General features: G+C 72.7%; 20 protein-coding genes and 1 riboswitch. Of the genes, 13 read left to right on the top strand and 7 right to left on the bottom strand.

Going from position 1 to position 21,906, the window contains the following annotated elements; translation table 11 throughout:
- Positions 1-276 precede the first annotated feature (276 nt).
- Together ACFY0O_RS28685 and ACFY0O_RS28680 are read left to right on the top strand one after the other, a co-directional pair.
- The gene (locus ACFY0O_RS28685; protein ID WP_388951798.1) at positions 277-1,755 is read left to right on the top strand and encodes an amino acid permease; all 1,479 of its coding nucleotides are present in this window, start codon (positions 277-279) and stop codon (positions 1,753-1,755) included.
- A gap of 10 nt (positions 1,756-1,765) precedes the next feature.
- Entirely contained in the window at positions 1,766-2,221 is a 456-nt protein-coding gene (locus ACFY0O_RS28680) for an Lrp/AsnC family transcriptional regulator (RefSeq protein WP_007262967.1), read from the top strand.
- 101 nt (positions 2,222-2,322) lie between these two features.
- Here ACFY0O_RS28680 and ACFY0O_RS28675 read toward each other — a convergent pair whose 3' ends face one another.
- Complete coding sequence (locus ACFY0O_RS28675) at positions 2,323-3,042, bottom strand: GNAT family N-acetyltransferase (protein ID WP_388951795.1); 720 nt, start codon at positions 3,040-3,042, stop codon at positions 2,323-2,325.
- A gap of 297 nt (positions 3,043-3,339) precedes the next feature.
- Between ACFY0O_RS28675 and ACFY0O_RS28670 the strand changes: the two genes are divergently transcribed.
- Together ACFY0O_RS28670 and ACFY0O_RS28665 are read left to right on the top strand one after the other, a co-directional pair.
- On the top strand, positions 3,340-4,140 hold the full coding sequence (locus tag ACFY0O_RS28670) for a carbon-nitrogen hydrolase family protein (protein WP_388951793.1): 801 nt from the start codon (positions 3,340-3,342) through the stop codon (positions 4,138-4,140).
- A 58-nt stretch (positions 4,141-4,198) separates the two neighbouring features.
- The gene (locus ACFY0O_RS28665) at positions 4,199-5,899 is read left to right on the top strand and encodes a flavin monoamine oxidase family protein (protein ID WP_388951791.1); all 1,701 of its coding nucleotides are present in this window, start codon (positions 4,199-4,201) and stop codon (positions 5,897-5,899) included.
- Between the two features lie 173 nt (positions 5,900-6,072).
- Here the strand turns inward: ACFY0O_RS28665 and ACFY0O_RS28660 are convergent, their stop codons facing one another.
- The 4 genes from ACFY0O_RS28660 to ACFY0O_RS28645 all read right to left on the bottom strand — a co-directional run bounded on the left by ACFY0O_RS28660 (position 6,073) and on the right by ACFY0O_RS28645 (position 10,145).
- Positions 6,073-6,690, bottom strand: coding sequence for a hypothetical protein (locus ACFY0O_RS28660; RefSeq protein ID WP_388951789.1), 618 nt, complete (start codon positions 6,688-6,690; stop codon positions 6,073-6,075).
- Between the two features lie 43 nt (positions 6,691-6,733).
- The gene (locus ACFY0O_RS28655; protein WP_388951786.1) at positions 6,734-7,375 is read right to left on the bottom strand and encodes a DUF5995 family protein; all 642 of its coding nucleotides are present in this window, start codon (positions 7,373-7,375) and stop codon (positions 6,734-6,736) included.
- A gap of 76 nt (positions 7,376-7,451) precedes the next feature.
- Positions 7,452-8,852 (bottom strand): uracil-xanthine permease family protein, encoded by a 1,401-nt coding sequence (locus tag ACFY0O_RS28650; protein ID WP_388952037.1) that lies wholly within the window; start codon positions 8,850-8,852, stop codon positions 7,452-7,454.
- Between the two features lie 63 nt (positions 8,853-8,915).
- A complete protein-coding gene (locus tag ACFY0O_RS28645; RefSeq protein WP_388951784.1) occupies positions 8,916-10,145 on the bottom strand; it encodes an MFS transporter in 1,230 nt (409 codons plus the stop codon).
- A 172-nt stretch (positions 10,146-10,317) separates the two neighbouring features.
- Here ACFY0O_RS28645 and ACFY0O_RS28640 point away from each other — a divergent pair, with 172 nt between their 5' ends.
- The gene (locus tag ACFY0O_RS28640) at positions 10,318-11,403 is read left to right on the top strand and encodes an ROK family transcriptional regulator (protein ID WP_388952034.1); all 1,086 of its coding nucleotides are present in this window, start codon (positions 10,318-10,320) and stop codon (positions 11,401-11,403) included.
- Positions 11,404-11,930: 527 nt separating this feature from the next.
- On the opposite strand, the gene ACFY0O_RS28635 is transcribed toward ACFY0O_RS28640, so the two are convergent.
- Entirely contained in the window at positions 11,931-12,686 is a 756-nt protein-coding gene (locus tag ACFY0O_RS28635) for an SDR family oxidoreductase (protein WP_388951781.1), read from the bottom strand.
- A 152-nt stretch (positions 12,687-12,838) separates the two neighbouring features.
- The gene (locus ACFY0O_RS28630; RefSeq protein ID WP_388951779.1) at positions 12,839-15,208 is read right to left on the bottom strand and encodes a chitinase C-terminal domain-containing protein; all 2,370 of its coding nucleotides are present in this window, start codon (positions 15,206-15,208) and stop codon (positions 12,839-12,841) included.
- A 306-nt stretch (positions 15,209-15,514) separates the two neighbouring features.
- Positions 15,515-15,644: riboswitch (FMN riboswitch) on the top strand.
- A gap of 151 nt (positions 15,645-15,795) precedes the next feature.
- On the opposite strand from ACFY0O_RS28630, the gene ribD reads away from it, so the two are divergent.
- The 8 genes from ribD (at position 15,796) to ACFY0O_RS28590 (ending at position 21,835) form a co-directional block, all read left to right on the top strand.
- A complete protein-coding gene (gene ribD / locus ACFY0O_RS28625; protein WP_388951777.1) occupies positions 15,796-16,926 on the top strand; it encodes a bifunctional diaminohydroxyphosphoribosylaminopyrimidine deaminase/5-amino-6-(5-phosphoribosylamino)uracil reductase RibD in 1,131 nt (376 codons plus the stop codon).
- Positions 16,927-17,550: a riboflavin synthase gene (locus ACFY0O_RS28620; RefSeq protein ID WP_358894477.1), complete on the top strand. Its 624-nt coding sequence runs from the start codon at positions 16,927-16,929 to the stop codon at positions 17,548-17,550.
- Entirely contained in the window at positions 17,547-18,200 is a 654-nt protein-coding gene (locus ACFY0O_RS28615; RefSeq protein ID WP_358894476.1) for a nicotinamide mononucleotide transporter family protein, read from the top strand. Before ACFY0O_RS28620 ends, ACFY0O_RS28615 begins: the two co-directional genes overlap by 4 nt.
- Complete coding sequence (locus ACFY0O_RS28610) at positions 18,197-19,501, top strand: bifunctional 3,4-dihydroxy-2-butanone-4-phosphate synthase/GTP cyclohydrolase II (protein ID WP_388951774.1); 1,305 nt, start codon at positions 18,197-18,199, stop codon at positions 19,499-19,501. Before ACFY0O_RS28615 ends, ACFY0O_RS28610 begins: the two co-directional genes overlap by 4 nt.
- An 82-nt stretch (positions 19,502-19,583) precedes the next feature.
- Positions 19,584-20,069: a 6,7-dimethyl-8-ribityllumazine synthase gene (gene ribH, locus ACFY0O_RS28605; protein WP_042817356.1), complete on the top strand. Its 486-nt coding sequence runs from the start codon at positions 19,584-19,586 to the stop codon at positions 20,067-20,069.
- A gap of 78 nt (positions 20,070-20,147) precedes the next feature.
- On the top strand, positions 20,148-20,420 hold the full coding sequence (locus tag ACFY0O_RS28600; RefSeq protein ID WP_344159636.1) for a phosphoribosyl-ATP diphosphatase: 273 nt from the start codon (positions 20,148-20,150) through the stop codon (positions 20,418-20,420).
- 67 nt (positions 20,421-20,487) lie between these two features.
- The gene (gene hisG, locus ACFY0O_RS28595; protein ID WP_358894474.1) at positions 20,488-21,336 is read left to right on the top strand and encodes an ATP phosphoribosyltransferase; all 849 of its coding nucleotides are present in this window, start codon (positions 20,488-20,490) and stop codon (positions 21,334-21,336) included.
- A gap of 34 nt (positions 21,337-21,370) precedes the next feature.
- Complete coding sequence (locus ACFY0O_RS28590; RefSeq protein WP_358894473.1) at positions 21,371-21,835, top strand: PH domain-containing protein; 465 nt, start codon at positions 21,371-21,373, stop codon at positions 21,833-21,835.
- Positions 21,836-21,906 lie beyond the last annotated feature (71 nt).

Below are 21,906 nucleotides of genomic sequence, written 5' to 3'. Positions count from 1 at the left end.
TGAAGGGAGGTCGCGCACTGATCGAACATCCGCGTGCAACAAAGGACCATCCAGGACAGATCCGCGCAACGATCGTGCGCCAATGTGCAAGGATGGTGCATTACGGGCGGTATCACTCAGCTCGTAGGCTCACCCCCTGTACGTGGAGTGGCGCGGACCGCCTGCTCGGCGGTCCCCCCATGCCCAGACGGGCTCCCATCCGTCTGTCAACTGCTCCGGACCGCTGCGGTCGACGCCCGAACCGTCCCCATCCCGCAGTGTCAAAGGAGTCCCCTCGTGCTCGATCAGGGCCAGGCACCCCCGCTCTCCCCGGAGACGCGCAAGCCCGTGAACCCGCTGCTGCGCCGCAAGCCGGTCGAGCGGCTCGTCTCCGAGGGCGGGCAGGGCGAGGGCGGCACGCTGCGCCGCTCGCTCACCATGTGGCAGCTGACCATGATCAGCATCGGTGCCACCCTGGGCACCGGCATCTTCGTCGTCCTCGGCACCGCCGCCCCCAAGGCCGGCCCCGCCGTGACGATCTCCTTCATCCTCGCGGGCCTGACCGCCCTGTTCTCGGCCCTCTCCTACGCCGAGCTGGCCGGCTCCGTCCCGGTCTCCGGCTCCTCGTACTCCTACGCGTACGCCACCATGGGCGAGCTCATCGCCTGGATCTGCGGCTGGTGCCTGGTCCTGGAGTACGCCGTCTCCGTCGCGGCCGTGGCCGTCGGCTGGGGCCAGTACCTCAACGAGCTCCTCGACGGGACCATAGGCGTCACCATCCCCGGCTCGGTCTCCGCGCCGCTGGGCGACGGCGGGTTCATCAACCTCCCCGCGCTGGTCGTCGTCCTGCTCTCCATGGTCTTCCTGATGCGCGGCGCCAAGGAGAGCGCCACGGTCAACTCGATCATGGTCGCGGTGAAGATCGTCACCCTGCTCCTCTTCATCGGCATCGGCGTCATGGGCATCAAGTCCGGCAACTACACCCCGCTCGCCCCGCTCGGCGTCACCGGTATCAGCGCCGCCGCCTCCACCCTCTTCTTCTCCTACATCGGCTTCGACGCCGCCTCCACCGCCGGTGAGGAAGCCAAGAACCCGAAGAAGGACCTGCCGCGCGCGATCATGCTCTCGCTGGGCATCGTCACCGTCCTCTACGTGCTCGTCGCCTTCGTCGCCGTCGGCGCCATGCCGTGGAAGGACTTCGAGGGCACCGAGGCCGCGCTCGCCCAGATCATGACCGACGTCACCGGCACCAGCGTCTGGGGCGTCGTCCTCGCCGCCGGCGCCGTGATCGCGATCTTCTCCGTCGTCTTCGCCGTCCTCTACGGCCAGACCCGCATCCTCTTCGCGATGTCCCGCGACGGACTCGTCCCCAAGGTCTTCGCCAAGGTCGACGAGAAGACCGGCGCCCCCCGCGCCAACGTGGTCATCGTCTCCCTCTTCTGCGGCGTCCTCGCCGCCTTCATCCCGCTCGGCAAGCTCGCCGACGCCACCAGCATCGGCACCCTCTTCGCCTTCGGCCTGGTCAACATCGCCGTGATCATCCTGCGCGTGAAGCGCCCGGACATGCCGCGCACCTTCAAGGTGGCCCTCTTCCCGGTCACGCCGATCCTCGGCTTCCTCGCCTGCGGTTACATGATGTTCAGCCTCGATACCCCCACCTGGCTCGTCTTCGGTGGCTGGATGGCCGTCGGCCTCGTGGTCTACTTCACCTACGGCATCCGCCGCTCCCGTCTGGCCACGGAAACCGAAGAAGAAGTGGCCACAGCAGAGAAGTGATCCATCCGCAGTGCGACTGAACGATCTCGACGAACGCATCGTGCACGCCCTCGCCGAGGACGCCCGCCGCTCCTACGCGGACATCGGCTCCGAGGTCGGCCTCTCCGCCCCCGCCGTCAAGCGGCGCGTGGACCGGCTGCGCGCCGAAGGCGCCATCACCGGATTCACCGTCCGCGTGGACCCGGCGGCCATGGGCTGGGAGACCGAGGGCTTCATCGAGATCTACTGCCGCCACAACACCTCGCCGGACGACATCCGGCGGGGGCTGGAGCGGTACCCCGAGGTGGTGTCCGCGTCGACCGTCACCGGTGACGCGGACGCCCTCGTCCAGGTCTTCGCCTCCGACATGCGCCACTTCGAGCGGGTCCTGGAGCGCATCGCGGGCGAGCCCTTCGTGGAGCGGACCAAGTCCGTCCTCGTCCTCTCGCCCCTGCTGCGCCGCTTCACCTCCGGAGCACCCGCGTAGGACGCCCCCGAAGCCCCCGCCCCACCCGGCGGGGGCTTCGTCGTATCGGCGGCGGAGGCCGACGCTACGGGAGGCCCGGGCGGCACTCAGTGAACCGCGTGTCAAACCGGGTCACGGCCTGATCCGGGCGCGCCGGGCGTGCGCAGACCGATGAAGACCGGCTGCCGGCGCAGGGTGAAGCCCATCGACTCGTACAGCCGGATCGCCTGGGTGTTGTCCGCGGCCGCGTGCAGGAACGGGACGTCCCCGCGCTCCCGGATCTCCGCCGCCACCGCGCGGATCAGCAGCGCCGCCAGCCCCTGGCCGCGGTGGTCGGGGTGGGTGCACACCGCGCTGATCTCCGTCCAGCCCGGCGGCCGCATCCGCTCACCGGCCATCGCCACCAGCCGGCCCTCGCGGCGGATCCCCAGATACGTGCCCAGCTCGACCGTGCGCGGCAGGAAGGGGCCCGGCTCGGTCAGCTCCACCAGCGCGGTCATCTCCGCCACGTCGGCCGCCCCCAGCCGCACCGCCTCCGGCGCGGCCTCGGCCCGTACCGCCGACCCCTCCAGCTGCACCCCCGGGATGCACCGCACCGTCTCCCAGCCGGCCGGCGGCGTCGGCAGCCCGGTCAGCCACACCTCCCGGCCCGGCCCCACCAGCGCGGCCAGGTCCGCCCAGGCGGCCGGGTCGGCCGGGTCGGCGACGGCCGCGAACGGGTTCGCCGCCGGGAGGTAGCGGGCGGCCCCGCGCCCGGAGTACTCGGCGAAGGCGCGGTGCGGGCCCGTCAGCGCGGCCCAGACCGGGTTGTCCAGCGGGGCGGCGGGGTTCTCGGTGGACATGCGGTACGGGTCCTTCCTCGGAGACGGCCGCCCTCGGCTTCCCCGCGCGGCGGGCGCGGGACTGCGGCGACGGCCGAAGGGTATGTCCCCGCAGCCGCCGGGAGCAGCGGATTTACGGGCGTGGCCCGCCACCCCCGTCCCACCCGCCACAGCGACCCCCGCGCAACGATTCGCCGCCCGAGCGGCAGAAAGCGCAACGAATCGATGAGGGCGGCGCAACGCTGACGGCTTGTCCCGGTCGAACGCCAGAACGTACCGTTTTACGACCCCCACCCCACCTGTCACAGAGGTACGCCCATGCCCCCGCTGCGCACCGCACTCCTCCAGAGCTCCGGACGGCTCGGCGACACCGCCGAGAACCTGAAGCGGCTCGACGAGGCCGCGGCGCGCGCCGCACAGGGCGGGGCCGGGCTCCTCGTGACCTCGGAGATGTACCTGACCGGCTACGCGCTGGAGACCGGGGACATCGCGGGCCTGGCCGAGCCGGCCGACGGCGAGTCCGCCCACGCCATCGGGGGCATCGCCCGCCGCCACGGGATCGCCGTCCTGTACGGCTACCCCGAGCGCGACGGCGACGCGGTCTACAACTCGGCCCAGCTCGTCGGCCCCGACGGGGCCCGGCTGGCGAACTACCGCAAGACCCACCTGTTCGGCTGCTTCGAGCAGGAGGCCTTCACCCCCGGCGACACCCCCGTCGTCCAGGCCGACCTGAACGGCCTCCGCGTCGGCATCATGATCTGCTACGACGTGGAGTTCCCGGAGAACGTACGCGCCCACGCGCTCGCCGGGACCGACCTCCTCCTGGTCCCGACCGCGCAGATGCACCCGTTCCAGTTCGTCGCCGAACAGCTGGTCCCGGTACGGGCCTTCGAGAACCAGATGTACATCGCGTACGTCAACCGGACCGGCCCCGAGGGCGAGTTCGAGTTCGTCGGCCTCAGCTGCCTCGCCGGCCCGGACGGGGCCACCCGCACCCGCGCCGGCCGCGGCGAGGAGATGGTCCTCGGCGAGGTCGACCCCGAGCTCCTGCGGGCCTCGCGCGAGACCAACCCGTACCTGCGCGACCGCCGCCCCGGGCTCTACGCCTCCCTCGTCTGAGCCCCGCCCCGCCCAAACCCCCTCCCCCGCCTGCTCTGCCGCAAGGAGACGTACCCCCATGACGTCCACGGTGCCCACCACCGCCGTCCCGCACGGCGACGGACAGCTCCCGCCGATCACCATGTTCGGCCCGGACTTCCCGTACGCGTACGACGACTTCCTCGCCCACCCGGCGGGCCTGGGCCAGATACCGGCGACCGAGTTCGGCACCGAGGTCGCCGTCATCGGCGGCGGCCTGTCCGGCATCATCTCCGCGTACGAGCTGATGAAGATGGGCCTCAAGCCCGTCGTCTACGAGGCGGACCAGATCGGCGGCCGCCTGCGCACCGTCGGCTTCGAGGGCGCCGGCACCGAGGGCCTGACGGCGGAGATGGGCGCCATGCGCTTCCCGCCCTCCTCCACGGCGCTCCAGCACTACATCGACCTGGTGGGCCTGCAGACCCAGCCCTTCCCGAACCCGCTCGCCGAGGCCACCCCCTCGACGGTCGTGGACCTCAAGGGCGAGACCCACTACGCCGAGACCATCGCCGACCTCCCGCAGGTCTACCGCGACGTCGCCGCCGCGTGGAACGCCTGCCTCGACGAGGGCGCCGACTTCTCCGACATGAACCAGGCGATGCGCGAGCGGGACGTCCCGCGCATCCGCGAGATCTGGGCCAAGCTCGTCGAGAAGCTCGACGACGAGACCTTCTACGGCTTCCTCTGCAAGTCCGAGGCCTTCCAGTCCTTCCGCAAGCGCGAGATCTTCGGCCAGGTCGGCTTCGGCACCGGCGGCTGGGACACCGACTTCCCGAACTCCATCCTGGAGATCCTGCGCGTCGTCTACACCGAGGCCGACGACCACCACCGCGGCATCGTCGGCGGCTCGCAGCAGCTGCCGCTGCGCCTGTGGGAGCGCGAGCCCGAGAAGATCGTCCACTGGGCCCAGGGCACCTCGCTGTCCTCCCTGCACGACGGCGCCCCCCGCCCGGCCGTGACCCGCCTGCACCGCACCGCCGGCAACCGCATCACGGTCACCGACGCCGACGGCGACATCCGCACCTACCGCGCCGCGATCTTCACCGCGCAGTCCTGGATGCTGCTGTCCAAGATCGCCTGCGACGACACGCTCTTCCCGATCGACCACTGGACTGCGATCGAGCGCACCCACTACATGGAGAGCTCGAAGCTCTTCATCCCCGTGGACCGCCCGTTCTGGCTGGACAAGGACGAGGAGACGGGCCGCGACGTCATGTCGATGACCCTCACCGACCGCATGACCCGCGGCACCTACCTGCTGGACAACGGCCCCGACCAGCCGGCCGTCATCTGCCTCTCGTACACCTGGTGCGACGACAGCCTCAAGTGGCTGCCGCTGTCCGCGAACGAGCGGATGGAGGTCATGCTGAAGTCCCTCGGCGAGATCTACCCCAAGGTCGACATCCGCCGCCACATCATCGGCAACCCGGTGACCGTGTCGTGGGAGAACGAGCCCTACTTCATGGGCGCCTTCAAGGCCAACCTGCCGGGCCACTACCGCTACCAGCGGCGCCTGTTCACCCACTTCATGCAGGACCGCCTCCCCGAGGACAAGCGCGGCATCTTCCTCGCGGGCGACGACATCTCCTGGACGGCCGGCTGGGCCGAGGGCGCCGTCCAGACCGCCCTGAACGCGGTCTGGGGCGTCATGCACCACCTCGGCGGCTCCACGGACGCCACCAACCCCGGCCCGGGCGACGTCTACGACGAGATCGCCCCGGTCGAACTCCCGGAGGACTGATCCTCTCCACGGGCCGCTCGCACGGCTCGGCCCCGGCGGGCCTCCCCGGCTTCGCGCCGCCTCGACAGCCTCCGGCTGTCGGCCCGCCGGCTGCCCCATGACCACGGGCCGCCCCCGCGTTCCCCACGCGGCGGCGGCCCGTTCTCATGCCGGGGTACGCCCCCCGCGCGGGCTCACACGGCCCGCGCCCAGATCAGCCGCCGCCGGTGCCGGAAGTCCGCGCGGACCTCGCCGCGCTCCGGGCCGGGCGGCAGCGGGTGCGGCCGCCGGCCCAGCCCGAGGCCGCACCCCGCGCACAGGGTGTACCGGCCGTGGCCGCTGCCGTCCCACTCCACCGTCCCCCGGTCGCACGCGCACACGGGGCACACCCCGTCCCGGCGCTGATCGCCCTCGACGTCCGGGCGGCCCCGCATCACCCCGGGCAGCACCTCCGCGAGGCGGCCCCCGGGATGGAACTCCGGGTCGGGCCAGAACAGCCACTGCGCGGGCTCCGGCGGCTCCGGCCGGCGCACCCCGGCCCGCTTCTGCGCCCGCCGGCCCACCCGCCACACCGCCGCGGCGTCCAGCCACAGCAGCCGTGCCTCGTGCAGCTCGTCGACGGCCCGCACCAGTGACTCCGGATCCTCGCCCAGGTCCCGGGGGATCCCGGCGCTGCGGCACAGGTGGTGGTAGGTGGCGTAGAAGCCGTACGGGCTGAACACCGTCAGGCAGGTGCGCAGCGCCGACAGCCGCCGGTGGGGCGGGAGCGAGGCGTCGTGCACCCGGAGCCGGTGCGTGGCGAAGCTGGGCATCCGCACACCCTAGGAAGGCGGGCGCCCCGCCCGCACCGGGGTTTCAGCCCGTCGGGGTCAGCAGGCAGCGGCCGACCAGGCCGACGCCCGCGTCCAGGGACTCCTCGAACTCCTCCGCCAGGTCGGGGGAGCGGCGCAGGGTCCACAGGAGGCGGGCGGCCGCCCAGGCGCCGGCGCGGGCGCGTTCCAGGCTCCAGGAGCCCAGCAGGTGGGTCAGCGGGTCGGCGATCTCCAGCAGGTCCGGGCCCGGCATCAGGTCCTCCCGGATGCGTTCCTCCAGGGAGACCAGGGTGTCGCCGACCCGGTGGAAGTCGGCCTCCAGGGCCGCCGGGGCGCAGTTCAGCACCCGGCAGGTGGACACCACCGCCAGGGCCAGGTCGTGCCCGATGTGGGCGTTGATCCCCGCCAGCGCGTGCTGGAGCGGGCGCACCCCGGGGTGGCGGCGGTACTGCAGGAGGGGGCGCCAGCACGCCGGGGCCCGCTCCGACTCCACCGCCGACAGGTACCGCTCCGCGAACCGCACGCTCAGCGTCTCCGCCCGCCGGGGCTCGGGGAAGGCCCCGTGCTCGATCCGCTCGTGCAGGTTCTGCGTGACGGTGAGGTACACCCGGTTGAAGACGGCCACGCCGTCCTGCGCGGGCAGCCGCTCGTCGAGGACGCGCATCCGCGCGAGTACCGCTTCCATGGAGGACAGCGTCACAGCCGCGGCGGCCGGGGCGGGGAACTTGGCCGCAGGCTTCGCCGGTTCGGGCGAAACGCCGTCAACCCCGCTTGTCCCCGGGCTCCTCGGTGCTGTCGTCGTACGCCGAGGTCCCCGAGTCCAGCAGCGGCTCCTGCCGCTTGAGGTGCTCCGGCGCGAAGTAGCGCAGCGCGTGGTAGCCGGTGATCACCACGAGCGTGCCCAGTGCGATGCCGCCCAGCTCGAAGCTGTCGCTGAAGTGCAGCTTGACCCCGCCGACGCCGATGATGATGCCCGCGGCGGCCGGGACCAGGTTCAGCGGATTGCGCAGGTCCACCCGCCCGTTGAGCCAGATCTGCGCGCCGAGCAGGCCGATCATGCCGTACAGGATCACGGTGATGCCGCCCAGCACCCCGCCCGGGATCGCGGCGACGACCGCGCCGAACTTCGGGCACAGGCCGAACAGCAGCGCGAAGCCGGCCGCCGCCCAGTAGGCCGCCGTGGAGTAGACGCGGGTGGCGGCCATGACCCCGATGTTCTCGGAGTACGTGGTGTTCGGGGGGCCGCCGACCGCCGTGGACAGCATGGACGCCGCGCCGTCGGCGGCGATGGCCGTGCCGAGCTTGTCGTCGAGCGGGTCGCCCGTCATCTCCCCGACCGCCTTGATGTGTCCGGCGTTCTCGGCGATCAGCGCGATCACCACGGGCAGCGCGATCAGGATCGCCGACCATTCGAAGGACGGCCCGTGCAGGGACGGCAGCCCGATCCAGTCGGCCTTGCCCACGCCCGAGAGGTCCAGCCGCCAGTGGTCCACGGCCCCGGTCCCGCCCGCCGGGGAGTGGATCTTGCCGAAGACCAGGTCGAAGACCCAGGAGATCCCGTACCCGAACACCAGTCCCAGGAAGATCGCGATCCGCGACCAGAACCCGCGCAGGCACACCACCGCCAGCCCGGTGAACAGCATCGTCAGCAACGCCGTCCACTGGTCCTGCGGCCAGTACGTGGCCGCCGTCACCGGAGCCAGGTTGAACCCGATCAGCATCACCACCGCGCCCGTCACCACCGGCGGCATCGCCGCGTGGATGATCCGCGCCCCGAACCGCTGCACGGCCAGACCCGCCAGGAACAGCGCCGCGCCGACCACGAACACCGCGCCCGTGACCACCGAGCTGTCCCCGCCGCCGGCCCGGATCGCCGCCGCCACGCCCACGAAGGACAGCGAACAGCCCAGGTAGGAGGGGACCCGCCCACGCGTGGCGAGCAGGAAGACGGCGGTGGCGATGCCCGACATCATGATGGCCAGGTTCGGGTCCAGGCCCATGAGCACCGGGGAGACGAAGCTCGCCCCGAACATCGCGACCACGTGCTGGGCGCCCAGCCCGGCGGTGCGCGGCCACGAAAGCCGCTCGTCCGGCCGCACCACCGCACCGGGGGCGGGGGTCCGCCCGTCTCCGTGCAGGGTCCAGCGCAGGCCGAAGCCCATGTTCCACCACTTCCGTTCCGCCGAGAGGTCAAGGATCATGACCGCAGGGCGGCCAGCGATATATTACGGCCGGATAGCAGTGGGTTCGTCCCGATTGACGGGGTGCACGCCGCCCCCCGGCGCGGGCTTCGGCCGCAGGACCGCCGCGCCCGCGACCAGCGCGCACGCCAACAGCGTGACCAGGCCGAACGAGACCACCAGCGAGGACGCGTCCGCCACCGCCCCGATCGCCGACGGGGCGATCAGCCCCGACGTGTACGTGATCGTCGCGACCCCCGCGATGGCCTGCGCCGGGGCCGGCCCGCTGCGCGCCGCCGCCGCGAAGGCCAGCGGCACCACCACCGCGATGCCCAGCCCGATCATCCCGAACCCGGCCATGGCCGCCGCCGGCTGGCGCACCGCTACCACCAGCAGCCCGCCCGCCGTGGCGAGCACCCCGCCCGCCCGCACGGTGCGCACCGCCCCGAACCGGTCCACCACCCGGTCCCCGGCCAGCCGGGCCACCGCCATGGTCAGCGCGAAGGCGGTGGTGGAGGCGGCCGCCACACCGGCCTCGGTGCCCAGCACGTCCCGCAGGAACACCGCCGACCAGTCCAGGCTCGCCCCCTCGGCGAACACCGCGCAGAAGCCCACGGCCCCGATCACCACCGCCGCCCTCGGCGGCCGGGCGAACCGCGGCGGCGCCTGCTCCTGCGGCTCGCTGCGCAGGTCCAGCACCCCGCGCACGGCGACCAGCCCGGCCGCGGTCAGGGCGAGGGCGGCCACCACGTGGTGCAGCCGGGCGTCGGTCCCGGTGTGCGCGGCGACCGTGCCGGCGGCCGAGCCGAGCAGCGCGCCCACGCTCCACATCCCGTGCAGCGAGGACATGATCGAACGGCCGAGCCGGTTCTCGGTCTCCACCCCGAGCGCGTTCATGGCCACGTCCGACATGCCGGACGCGGCCCCGTAGGCGAAGAGGGCGCAGCACAGGGTCGCCAGGTTCGGGGCGAGCCCCGGCAGCACCAGGGACAGCGTCCACAGGCAGAGCAGCCCGCGCAGGGCCGCGCGGGCGCCGAAGCGGTGGTTGACCCGGCCGGCCAGCGGCATGGCGACGGCCGCGCCGAGGGCGGGGAAGGCCAGGGCCAGGCCCAGGGTGCCCGCGCCGGCCTGGGCGTGCTCCTGGATCCACGGGATGCGGGTGGCGAAGGAGCCGGTCACGGCCCCGTGGGCGCAGAAGACGGCGGCTATGGAGAAGCGGGCGCGGCGCAGCCGCGCCGGGCCGGTGCCGGGGTCCCCGGCCGTCACGGTCGTCATGGGCTCAAAACTATCAGGGAGCCTGCCTGATAATTAAGACCTCTTCCCTAGGATGGGCTCCGTGACCCCCGTGAAGGCGATGTCCCCCGCCGCGCCCCCAGCCGCTCCCGCCGCGCCCGGCCCTGCCGCCGCCCCGGCCCCGTCGCCCGCCTCGCCGAGCACGGCCCGCGCGATGAACGACCGGCTCGCGCTCGAACTCCTCCAGTCGGAGGGGCCGCTGACGGCGACCCGGCTCAAGCAGCTCACCGGACTCTCCCGCCCCTCCGTCGCCGACCTCCTCGAACGGCTCGGTGCCGCCGGGCTGGTCGAGGTCGTGGGGGAGTCCGGCGAACAGCGGCGCGGCCCCAACGCCCGCCTCTACGGGATCGTCGCCCGCCGGGCCCACCTGGCCGCCCTGGACGTCCGCACCGACAGCGCCACAGCCGTGGTCACGGACCTCCTCGGGCATCCGCTGGCCCGCGCGGAGCTCCCCGTCGACGCCGTGGACGAGGCCGTCGACCGGCTGGAGGCACTGGCCCGGGAGGCCGGCGCGCAGGCGCTGCACACGGTGGTCGTCGGCGCGCCCGGCCTGGTCGCCCCCGCCTCCGGGGAGCTGCGCGACACCTCGGGCCTGCCCGCCTGGCACCGGGACCTGGTGGCCGCCCTCCAGCGGCGGCTGCCCGCCGAGGTGGTGGTGGAGAACGAGACCAACCTGGCGGCCCTGGCCGAACAGCGGGTCGGCGCCGCCCGGGACCTGGAGTCCTTCGTCCTGCTGTGGCTCGGCGCCGGTGTCGGGGCCGCGGTGGTGCTCGACGGACGGCTGAGACGGGGAGCCTCGGGCGGTGCGGGAGAGATCGGCTTCCTGCCGGTGCCGGGCACCGCCGGACTGCCCTCCGCCACCGACTGCAGCGCCGGCTTCCACGCCCTGGCCGGTGCGGCGGCGGTGGCGGCGCTGGCGGCGGAGCACGGCTTCGCGGGCTCCGTGGAGGAGGCCGTCGCGGGCGGCGCCGGGGAGGCCTTCCTTGAGGTGCTGGCGCAGCGGCTGGCCCTCGGCGCGGCGGCCGTGGCCGCCGTCCTGGACCCGGGCTGCGTGGTCCTCGGCGGGGGGCTCGGCCGCGCGGGCGGCGAGGCCCTGGCCGCCCGGGTCGCCCGCCGCCTCGCCGCCCTGAGCCCCGTCCCCACCGAGGTCCGCGCCACGGTGCTGGGCGACCCGGCGGTCCTGGAGGGTGCCCGCCTCGCGGCGCGCGAGGCGGCCCAGGCGGAGCTGTTCGCCGGCTGACCCGGCGCCGGCCCGGCCCGTCCTACGGCGGCCCGGCCGGCCCGGCCTACGGCCGTACGGGCCAGGGGGCGTCGGTCTCGGCCGGCCGGGCGTAGTCGACGCCGGGGACGTCCCAGCCGTACAGGGCCCTGACCTGGCCCATGAACCAGTCGGCGCCGGAGCGGGCGGCGTCCAGGGCCGAGGACGAGCGCGACGGGCCGGCGGCCGTCGGTGCGGGCCGGGATCGACTCCCACTGGTCGCGGACGGTGCGTGCGGCGCCTTCGGGGTGGGAGTTGACGATGAGGAACCCGCACTGTTTGGGCTCGATCTGACGAAGGCTCACGAGATGTCCGTTCCGTTCGGGGATGTCCGGGTCTCGAGGGGCGTGACCGCCCCGCCCGGGGGCCGGGCCACGGTCCCGCCGTCCGTTCCCACGGAGCCTAACCAGCCTTCCGTAGCGGTCGGGTGACGGCCGGTCACGTGGATCCCGCCCCGGTCCTTGTGGCCTGCGGCCCTTGACATTCCCCGGTCTGTCCGGGCGCGGCCCTCAGCGCGGGCCCGCCCCCCGCCGCCGCTCCAGGTACTCGCCGAAGGTGATCCGGCCGACCGCACGATCGGGCGCGGCCAGGATCCCCCCGCGCCGGAACGCGGCGTACGTCCGCCCCGCGAGCGGGACCGGCAGGACCCGCCGCCGGCTGCCCGTCGCCGCGAGGTACGCCCGCCCCCACTCCTCCAGCGTGCGGACCTCCGGCCCGCCCATGTCCGCCACCCGCCCCGCCGGCTCCGGCACCGCCAGCTCCGCGAGCCGGTCCGCGACCTCCTCCACCGCGATCGGCTGCACCGGTACCCCCTTGGGCAGCGGCACCACCGGCAGCTTCGCCAGGGAGGCGGTCCCCTGGGCCACCAGGTCGTGGAACTGGGTGGTCCGCAGGATCGTGACCCCGAGCCCGGAGTCCTCCAGCATCCGCTCCACCCGCCGCTTGGTCCGGTAGTAGCCGAACGGCACCACGTCCACCCCGACGATCGAGATGTAGACGAGGTTCGTGACCGTACCGGCCCGCCGGGCCGCGTCGATCAGGTGCCCGGCGGCCGCGTCGTCGCCCCCGCGCGGGGAGCTGGCGCAGTGGACGACCACCTGCGCGCCCGCCGTCGCCGCGTCCAGCCCGCTGCCGTCGCGCAGGTCGACCGGGTACTCGGTGGAGGAGCGGCTCAGCGCCCGGACCTCGTGGCCCCGCTCCCGCAGTGTGCGGACGACGAGGGCGCCGAGGTTGCCGGTGCCGCCGGTGACGAGGATGGTGCTCATGGTGGGGTGTCCTTCCACGGGAGTGCCTGTTCCCAGGGGACAGACCGGAGTCCCGGAATGTGACACCGGCGCGCGGGGGCCCTCCGCGGACGTGCGAGGACCCGGTGGCCGCCGGGCCACCGGGTCCTCACGTCGACGTCACCCGCAGGGTGTCAGCAGGCGCCCAGATCCTGCCAGACGCCCCACTGCCCGGTGGTGCCGGGCTCCTCGTTCTGCGTCCACCACTGGGCCTTCCAGTTGTGGCCCTTGTGCGAGACGACGGTCCCGCCGTTGTAGACCGTGCCCGCCACGTACGCCGGGTTGGCGCAGGTCCCGCCCGGAGGCGTGGTCGGCGGCGTCGTCGGGGGAGTGGTCGGCGGGGTGGTGGGAGGCGTGGTGGGCGGGGTGGTCGGCGGCTGGCTGCCGCCCGGCTCCGCCACCGTGGTGCCGCGCGCCAGGTCCCCGGCGAGGGCGTAGGCGGTGCCGGAGATGTTCACCGTCCAGTTGGAGGGGGTGGAAACCGGCAGGTAGTAGTTGAACGCCAGGTCGACCGTGGCGCCCGGGGCCAGCGACTGCCAGGCCGGGAGCTTCAGCGAGACCCGCTGGAAGTCGCCCTTCAGGCCGCCGACGTTGCTGCCGGTGTGCCCGCTGCTGATCACCTTCGTACCGAAGCCGGACTGGTCGGAGGCGTTGTTCGGGGCGGAGGTGCCGTAGTCGAACTGGAACTCGGTGCCGCCGGGCAGGGTGCTCTTCGTGTTGTTGGTGATCTTCAGCTTCGGGGTGATCGGGTAGTTGGAGTCACCCAGCTTGAAGTCGGTGAACTCGGTCTTGATGTCCACCGCCTGGGCGGGCAGGGCGCTCCCGGCCTTCTTCGCCCCGTAGGGGGAGGCGGCCTTGAACCTGTCGTACATCAGGGAGGTGAGGGTGTCGCCCATCTCGTACTGGCCCTTGGCCGCGTTGTAGGAGTAGTCGCCGGCCAGCTCCCAGACCATGGTGCCGCCGATGCCCTTGTTCACGACGTAGTCGGCCTTGGCGGCGACGGACTGCTCGTCCTCCGTGGACAGGAAGACCTTCTTCTGCGCGTTCCACAGCCACGGCGCCACCAGCGTGGAGTCGTACTTGCGGGCGTAGGTGCCGGTCAGCGTGGTGTTCGCCGGGAATCCGTACTTCGTGACGTAGTCGCCGACGACGCCCTTCTCCAGGTTCTTGGCGTGCCACATCGGGTTGGATCCCGCCGGGGACTCGACGCCGTTCGCGTCCAGGTCGTGCCAAAGGTTGTCGATGCCGACCGCACCGTCACCGCACTTGGTCAGACCGGCGCCCGCCGGGCAGCTGGTGGCCGCCGCCTTGCCCCACAGGCCGTCGGTGCCGCCCTGCACGTTCTTGAAGCCGCGGGTGTAGTACGGCAGGCCGATGTTGATCCGGCCCGACGGCATGGAGCCGCGGAAGTAGTGGTAGGCCCAGTCGGTGTTGAGGTAGCCGACGCCGCCGTACTGGGAGGTGGAGTAGACGCCCGCGGCCGCCAGCTCGGCGTCCTTGCCGTCGTCGAAGAGGGAGGCGTTGGGGCCGACGTACTCGTTCCAGGCCCCGTGCAGGTCGTAGGACATGATATTGACGTAGTCCAGGTACTTCTGCATCTGGAACGTCTCCATGCCCCGCAGCAGGTAGCCGGAGGAGGGGGCGGCGACGGAGAGCAGGTAGTGCTTGCCGTCGGCGGCGCCCGCGCGGTCGAGCTTCTCGCGCAGCGACTTCATCAGGGCCGCGTAGCCCTGGACCAGGCCGGCCCGGCGGGTGTTGGACAGCGGCCAGTCCAGCGGGTTGCCCGCGTCCTTCATGGTGGTCGGGTACTCGTAGTCGATGTCGACGCCGTTGAACCCGTACTTGCGGACGAAGTCCACCGAGGAGTCCGCGAAGGTGTCGATGCCCGCCTGGTTGACGGAGCCGTCGGCGTTGGTGGCCATCGAGTAGAAGCCGCCGGAGGCCACCCGGTTGCCGTCGTCGCCGAAGTAGCCGCCCGTCTCGGCCCAGCCGCCGACCGAGATCAGCGTCTTCACGTTCGGGTACTGCTTCTTGAACTTGTTCAGCAGGTTGAAGTGGCCCTTGTAGGGGAGGGCCGGGTCCATCTCGGCGCCCGCCACGCCCGGCCAGGTCATCCCGGTGGCGGCGTTGTTCGGGCCGTCCGAGCCGACCGAGATCCTGTTGTCGGGGCCGACGTGGGCGAAGGCGTAGTTCAGGTGGGTGACCTTGGACCACGGGACGTTGTTGGCCAGGTAGGCGGGGGTGCCGTCCTTGCCCGTGCGCCAGCCGGTGAAGTAGCCGATGACGCGTCGCTGGTGGTCCGCGCCCATCTTCTCGCGGCCCTCGGAGTCGTAGACCGAGCAGTAGGGGACGTCCACTCCGGGCGTCTTGTACAGCCCGTCGGGGCGACAGCCTTCGTTGTCGGCGGCGTGTGAGACGCCCGCGGAGAGTCCGCCGACCAGCAGGCCGGCGATCGCGGCGCCGGATGCCAGCAGCATCGCTCTCGTGCGTGTGGGGGACGGCATGGTGCCTCCTGGGGAGGGGAGGATGGCAGGGCCAAGTGCGGCAACAGGCATGGAGGTGGCGCTGGTTGGCCCGTGACGTGCGCACGTCGGCAGGCCGGCTCCCGGGAAGATGAAGGGAACGTTAAGAGGACTAGACCAACCCGTCAATAGGTCTGGACCAACCTCGGATCCGGGGCGTCCGCGCCACCGCCCGCGCACGAGGAGCGCTCGAGAACGGCCCGGAACGGCCCCCTTGTGAGCCAGGCCACAGCGCTTCACCCGCATGGCCGCCGATCCCCCGTGGCACACTGGCCCTAGTACCAGTAGCAGCGCACTCCGGGGTCGGTGTAATTCCGAACCGGCGGTATAGTCCGCGACCCGTCCGCAGCCAGCGGCCGGTTGACCAGGTGAAATTCCTGGACCGACGGTTAAAGTCCGGATGGGAGGCAGTGCGCGGCGGGCAGTCACCGGTACGCCGCCGCCGGCGGTCCACCACCGTATCCCCCGGGATACGTGTCGGACGGACCGTTCTTCCGGCCCCCGGCGTTCCCGCGTGTGCCGTCCCGCTTCATCTGTCGTATCCCGACAGGCCCCGGAGTCCGTGCCCGATGAGGCAGGAGGACCCGGTGGCGACACACACCGCGCAGGCAGCAGCCGACCCGAGCATCACCGCGATGCGCCGGGCCGTCGAGCTGGCCTCCCGCGGACTCGGCTCCACCAGCCCCAACCCGGTCGTCGGCTGCGTCATCACCGACCCCACGGGCGCCGTCGTCGGCGAGGGCTGGCACCAGAGGGCCGGCGGCCCGCACGCCGAGGTCCACGCCCTGCGCGCGGCCGGAGCCGCCGCCCGCGGCGCCACCGCCTACGTCACCCTCGAACCCTGCAACCACACCGGCCGCACCGGCCCCTGCGCGCAGGCGCTCATCGACGCCGGCATCGCCCGCGTGGTCTACGCCGTCTCCGACCCGAACCCGCAGGCCAGCGGGGGCGGCGCCACCCTGCGCGCCGCCGGGATCGCCACCGAGGCGGGCCTCCTCGCCGACGAAGCCGAACAGGGCAACGCCGCCTGGCTCACCTCCGTCCGCCTCGGCCGCCCCCACGTCACCTGGAAGTACGCCGCCACCCTCGACGGCCGCAGCGCGGCCGAGGACGGCAGCAGCCGCTGGATCACCTCCGCCGAGTCCCGCGCCGACGTCCACCGGCTGCGCGCCGAGGCCGACGCCGTCCTCGTCGGCGGCGGCACCCTGCGCGCCGACGACCCCCACCTGGCCGTCCGCGGGATCGAGGGCGCCACCCAGCCGCTGCGCGTCGCCCTCGACACCCGCGCCGGACTGCTGCCCACCGCCCGCATCCTCGACGACGCGGGCCCCACCCTGATCGTCACCGGCGAGGACGCCGACACCCGCCACCTGCCCGGCGCCGATGTCCTGCGCCTGCCCCTCCAGGACGGCCGCGTCCCCGTCGCCGCCCTGCTCACCGAGCTGTACGCCCGCGGGGTGCGCTCCGTCCTCCTCGAAGGCGGACCCACCCTCGCCGGAGCCTTCCTGGAGGCCGGCGCCGTCGACCGCGTCGTCGGCTACCTCGCCCCGGCCCTCCTCGGCGCCGGCCCCGCCGCCCTCGCCGGAGCCGGCATCACGAACATCGCCCACGCCGTACGCCTCGACATCACCGAGGCCGTCCGCAGTGGCACCGATCTGCGCATCACCGCCGTTCCCGCCAACGCCCCCAAGGAGCACTGAGTGTTCACCGGAATCGTCGAAGAACTGGGCGAGGTCACCGCCGTCGAGCAGCTCGCCGAGGCCTCCCGCTTCCGCCTGCGCGGCCCGGTCGTCACCGAGGGCGCCAAGCACGGCGACTCGATCGCCGTCAACGGCGTCTGCCTGACCGTCGTGGAGACCGCCGACGGCGAGTTCACCGCCGACGTCATGCAGGAGACCCTTGACCGCTCCAGCCTCGGCGCCCTCGACGCGGGCTCCCGGGTCAACCTGGAACGCCCCATGGCCCTCGGCGGCCGGCTCGGCGGACACCTGGTCCAGGGCCACGTCGACGGCACCGGCGAGATCCTCTCCCGCACCCCCTCCGAGCACTGGGAGCTCGTCAAGATCGCGCTCCCGGGCCACCTGGCCCGCTACGTCGTGGAGAAGGGCTCCATCACGGTCGACGGCGTCAGCCTCACCGTCGTCGAGGCCGCTGCCGACTACTTCACCATCAGCCTCATCCCCACCACCCTCGCCCTGACCACCCTGGGCATCAAGCAGCCCGGCGACCCGGTCAACCTGGAGGTCGACGTCCTCGCCAAGTACGTCGAGCGCCTGCTCGCCGCCGGCGTGAACCCGCTGCACGCCGAGGAGGGGCAGAAGTGAGCGCCCTGACCTGGCTGAACTCCGAGGCCTTCACCGCCTTCGGCCAGAAGATCATCTGGTCCGACGCCATCGGCAACACCATGGGCCTGATCGCCCTGGCCCTCGGCTGGAAGCGCTCGATATGGACCTGGCCGACCCAGTTCCTCTCCGGCGTCATCCTCTTCGTCGCCTTCGCCGCCGGGCACCTCTCCGGCAACGCCGGCAAGCAGATCGTGGTCATGCTGGTCGCCCTGTGGGGCTGGGCCCAGTGGACCCGCGGCAAGCGGCAGGCCCAGGACGCCTCCCTCGCCGTCCGCTTCGCCACCTGGCGCGAGCGCGGCCTGCTGCTCGGCGCCGCCGCCGTCGGCACCCTCGCCGTCACCGGGCTGTTCACCCTCTACCCGTGGATGTCCTGGAACCCGCTGCCGGACGCCTACATCTTCGTCGGCACCATCGTCGCCATGTACGCCCAGGCCAAGGGGCTCGTCGAGTTCTGGTTCGCCTGGCTGCTCGTCGACGCCGTCGGCGTGCCCCTCGCCTTCACCAGCGGCTACGCCTTCTCCGCCTTCGTCTACGTGATCTACGGAGCCCTCGTGCTCTGGGGTGCCTACGACTGGTACCAGCGCTCGCGCACCACCCCCGCCCCGGCCCTCGAAGGAGCAACGGCATGACCCCCCTCCTCAAGCCCGTGCCCGACCCGGCCGACTCCGGCGCCGAGGAGTCCTTCCGCCTCGACCCCGTCGAACAGGCCATCCGCGACATCGCCGCCGGCCGCCCCGTGGTCGTCGTCGACGACGAGGACCGCGAGAACGAGGGCGACCTCGTCGTCGCCGCCGAGAAGGCCACCCCCGAGATCATCGCGTTCATGATGAGCGAGTGCCGGGGCCTGATCTGCGCGCCGATGGAGGGCCCCGAGCTCGACCGCCTGGAACTCCCGCAGATGGTCCAGCACAACACCGAGTCGATGAAGACCGCCTTCACCGTCTCCGTCGACGCGAGCGCCGCGCACGGCGTCACCACCGGCATCTCCGCCGCCGACCGCGCCACCACCCTGCGCCTGCTCGCCGGCGGCACCTCCGAGCCCGGCGACTTCGTCCGCCCCGGCCACATCTTCCCGCTGCGCGCCAAGCCCGGCGGCGTCCTGGTCCGCAACGGCCACACCGAGGCCGCCGTCGACCTCGCCCGCCTCGCGGGCCTGCGCCCCGCCGGCGCCATCGTGGAGATCGCCGGCGAGGACGGGGTCATGCTGCGGCTCCCCGAGCTGATCCCCTTCGCCCGCAAGCACGGCCTGACGATCATCTCCATCGAGGACCTGATCGCCTACCGCCGTTCCGCCGAGCCCACCGTCCGGCGCGAGGCCGAGGTCAGCCTGCCGACCGCCGCCGGCGAGTTCACCGCGTACGGGTACCGCTCCACCGTGGACGGGGTCGAGCACGTCGCCCTCGTCCACGGCGAGATCGGCACCGGCGAGGACGTCCTGGTCCGGATGCACTCCGAGTGCCTGACCGGCGACATCTTCCAGTCCCAGCGCTGCGACTGCGGCCCCCAGCTCCAGGCCGCCATGGCCCGGGTGCAGGCCGAGGGCCGCGGGGTCATCGTCTACCTGCGCGGACACGAGGGCCGCGGCATCGGACTGCTGTCCAAGATGCGCGCCTACGAGCTCCAGGAGCGCGGCCGCGACACCCTGGACGCCAACCTGGAGCTGGGCCTGCCCGCCGACGCCCGCGACTACGGCGCCGGCGCGCAGATCCTCGCCGACCTCGGCGTGCGCACCGTCCGGCTGCTGACCAACAACCCCGACAAGGCCGCCGCCCTGGAGGACCACGGCATCTCCGTCGCCGGCCGCGAGCCCATGCCCGTCCAGGCGGGCGAGCACAACCTGCGGTACCTGCGCACCAAGCGGGACCGCATGGGCCACGACCTCCCCTGGCTGGAGGGGGCCGTGCCCACCTCCGCCTGCGGCAACCAGTAACCCCGCACACCCGCACCACCCGCACCACCCACCACACCCGTCAACCCGGCAATGGACCGGAACCCCCCCGAGGAGCAGAGCTGTGAGCGGCAAGGGCGCACCCGTACTGAGCGTGAAGAACTGCGGCGACCTCCGGGTGGCCGTCATCGCGGCCCAGTGGCACGAGAAGGTCATGGACGGCCTGGTCGACGGCGCCCTGCGGGCCCTGCACGAGCTGGGCATCGACGAGCCCACCCTGCTGCGCGTCCCGGGCAGCTTCGAGCTCCCGGTCGTCGCCAAGGTCCTCGCCGGACGCGGCTACGACGCCATCGTCGCCCTCGGCGTGGTCATCCGCGGCGGCACCCCGCACTTCGACTACGTCTGCCAGGGCGTCACCCAGGGCCTGGTCCAGGTCTCCATCGACACCGGAGTCCCCGTCGGCTTCGGCGTCCTGACCTGCGACAACGACGAGCAGGCGCTGGACCGCGCCGGCCTGGAGGGCTCGAACGAGGACAAGGGCCACGAAGCGGTCACCGCCGCCGTCTCCACCGCCATGACCCTCCGCACCGTCAGCGAACCCTGGCGCTAGCGGGCACGTCCGGCCCCCCGTCCACGGAGTGAACCCCGGCACCGGGGGAGCCGGGTGAACCCGTACCCTAAGGGCATCATGGCGAACAAGACCTTCGAAGAGCTCTTCAGCGAGCTCCAGCTCAAGGCCGCCGACGGCGACCCCAGCACCTCCCGCACCGCCGAGCTCGTCGGCAAGGGCGTCCATGCCATCGGCAAGAAGATCGTCGAGGAGGCCGCCGAGGTCTGGATGGCCGCCGAGTACGAGGGCAAGGAAGCCGCCGCCGAGGAGATCTCCCAGCTGCTCTACCACGTCCAGGTGATGATGGTGGCGCGCGGGATCTCCCTCGACGACGTCTACTCCCACCTCTAGGCCGGAGCACTCCGCCGCGGGCCCCCGCCCACCCACCCCGTACACACCCAGCACAGAAGGAAGCCCCATGCTGCGCATCGCCGTCCCCAACAAGGGTTCGCTCTCCGGACCGGCGTCGGAGATGCTCCATGAGGCCGGCTACCGCCAGCGCAAGGAGTCCAAGGAACTCGTCACGGTCGACCCCGACAACGAGGTCGAGTTCTTCTACCTCCGCCCCAAGGACATCGCGATCTACGTCGCGTCGGGCAAGCTCGACATCGGCATCACCGGCCGCGACCTGCTCCTGGACTCCGGCGCCAACGCCGAGGAGATCCTTCCGCTGAACTTCGGCCGCTCCACCTTCCGCTACGCCACCAAGCCCGGCACGGCCAAGGGCCCCGAGGACTTCGGCGGCATGACGATCGCCACCTCCTACGAGGGCATCGTCGCCAAGCACCTGGCCGACCTCGGCGTCGACGCCTCCGTCGTCCACCTGGACGGCGCCGTCGAGACCGCCATCGAGCTCGGCGTCGCGCAGATCATCGCCGACGTCGTCGAGACCGGCACCAGCCTGCGCAACGCCGGCCTGGAGGTCATCGGCGAGCCGATCCTCAAGTCCGAGGCGACCGTCATCCGCCGCACCGGCGCCGGCGACGACGACCCGAAGGTCGCGCAGTTCCTGCGCCGCCTCCAGGGCGTCCTGGTGGCCCGCAGCTACGTGATGATGGACTACGACTGCCGCGCCGAGCACCTGGAGCGCGCGGTCGCCCTCACCCCGGGCCTGGAGTCGCCGACCATCTCCCCCCTCCACAACGAGGGCTGGGTCGCCGTCCGCGCCATGGTCCCCGCCAAGGAGGCCCAGCGGATCATGGACGACCTGTACGAGCTCGGCGCGCGCGCGATCCTCACCACCTCGATCCACGCCTGCCGCCTCTGACCGGCCGGCCCGTCCCAGAAGGCATCAGCGCACCATGAGCGAGTCCGCCGCCCAGCCCGCACCGCCCGCCCTGCCGGTCACCTTCCGGCCGAACCGCACCCGGGCGGTCCTGCTGGGCGTCGGCTCCGTCATGTTCGCCACCATCACGGCGATCGCCCTGCTGCTGGAGAACCTCAGCCCCGGCGAGCGGGCCAGCTTCGTGGTCACCGCCGTCCTGATGGGCTCCGTCCTCGTCCTGCTCAGCCGCCCCAAGGTGGTCGCGGACGAGGCCGGGGTCACCGTGGTCAACCTCACCACCACCCGCCGCCTGGAGTGGGCGCAGATCCTGCGCGTCAACCTCCGCCCCGGCGATCCGTGGGTGTTCCTCGACCTCAACGACGGCACCAGCCTGCCCGCCCTCGGCATCCAGCCCGGCATCGCCAAGGCCCGCGCCATCGGCGACGCCCGCGCGCTGCGCGCCCTCGCCGAAGCCCGCGGGACCGGCGCCGCCGGCCACTGAGCCCGGCACACCCGGCCGCTGCGTCCCATTGCGGCGACGATCTCAATGACTACCCTGGTGGGGCGGCGCAC

It is taken from the genome of Streptomyces sp. NPDC001594 (genome assembly GCF_042893675.1).
In the GTDB taxonomy this organism is placed as follows: domain Bacteria; phylum Actinomycetota; class Actinomycetes; order Streptomycetales; family Streptomycetaceae; genus Streptomyces.
Note: the sequence above shows the minus strand (reverse complement) of the source record. Positions and strands in the feature narration are given on the sequence as shown.

Bases quoted from the DNA above. Each gene is read 5' to 3' on its own strand.
- ACFY0O_RS28675 (WP_388951795.1), bottom strand. From the start codon at position 3,042: ATGTCCACCGAGAACCCCGCCGCCCCGCTGGACAACCCGGTCTGGGCC.
- ACFY0O_RS28670 (WP_388951793.1), top strand. From the start codon at position 3,340: ATGCCCCCGCTGCGCACCGCACTCCTCCAGAGCTCCGGACGGCTCGGC.
- ACFY0O_RS28665 (WP_388951791.1), top strand. From the start codon at position 4,199: ATGACGTCCACGGTGCCCACCACCGCCGTCCCGCACGGCGACGGACAG.
- ACFY0O_RS28660 (WP_388951789.1), bottom strand. From the start codon at position 6,690: ATGCCCAGCTTCGCCACGCACCGGCTCCGGGTGCACGACGCCTCGCTC.
- ACFY0O_RS28655 (WP_388951786.1), bottom strand. From the start codon at position 7,375: ATGGAAGCGGTACTCGCGCGGATGCGCGTCCTCGACGAGCGGCTGCCC.
- ACFY0O_RS28650 (WP_388952037.1), bottom strand. From the start codon at position 8,852: ATGGGCTTCGGCCTGCGCTGGACCCTGCACGGAGACGGGCGGACCCCC.
- ACFY0O_RS28645 (WP_388951784.1), bottom strand. From the start codon at position 10,145: ATGACGACCGTGACGGCCGGGGACCCCGGCACCGGCCCGGCGCGGCTG.
- ACFY0O_RS28640 (WP_388952034.1), top strand. From the start codon at position 10,318: ATGAACGACCGGCTCGCGCTCGAACTCCTCCAGTCGGAGGGGCCGCTG.
- ACFY0O_RS28635 (WP_388951781.1), bottom strand. From the start codon at position 12,686: ATGAGCACCATCCTCGTCACCGGCGGCACCGGCAACCTCGGCGCCCTC.
- ACFY0O_RS28630 (WP_388951779.1), bottom strand. From the start codon at position 15,208: ATGCCGTCCCCCACACGCACGAGAGCGATGCTGCTGGCATCCGGCGCC.
- ribD (WP_388951777.1), top strand. From the start codon at position 15,796: ATGAGGCAGGAGGACCCGGTGGCGACACACACCGCGCAGGCAGCAGCC.
- ACFY0O_RS28610 (WP_388951774.1), top strand. From the start codon at position 18,197: ATGACCCCCCTCCTCAAGCCCGTGCCCGACCCGGCCGACTCCGGCGCC.
- ACFY0O_RS28600 (WP_344159636.1), top strand. From the start codon at position 20,148: ATGGCGAACAAGACCTTCGAAGAGCTCTTCAGCGAGCTCCAGCTCAAG.
- hisG (WP_358894474.1), top strand. From the start codon at position 20,488: ATGCTGCGCATCGCCGTCCCCAACAAGGGTTCGCTCTCCGGACCGGCG.
- ACFY0O_RS28590 (WP_358894473.1), top strand. From the start codon at position 21,371: ATGAGCGAGTCCGCCGCCCAGCCCGCACCGCCCGCCCTGCCGGTCACC.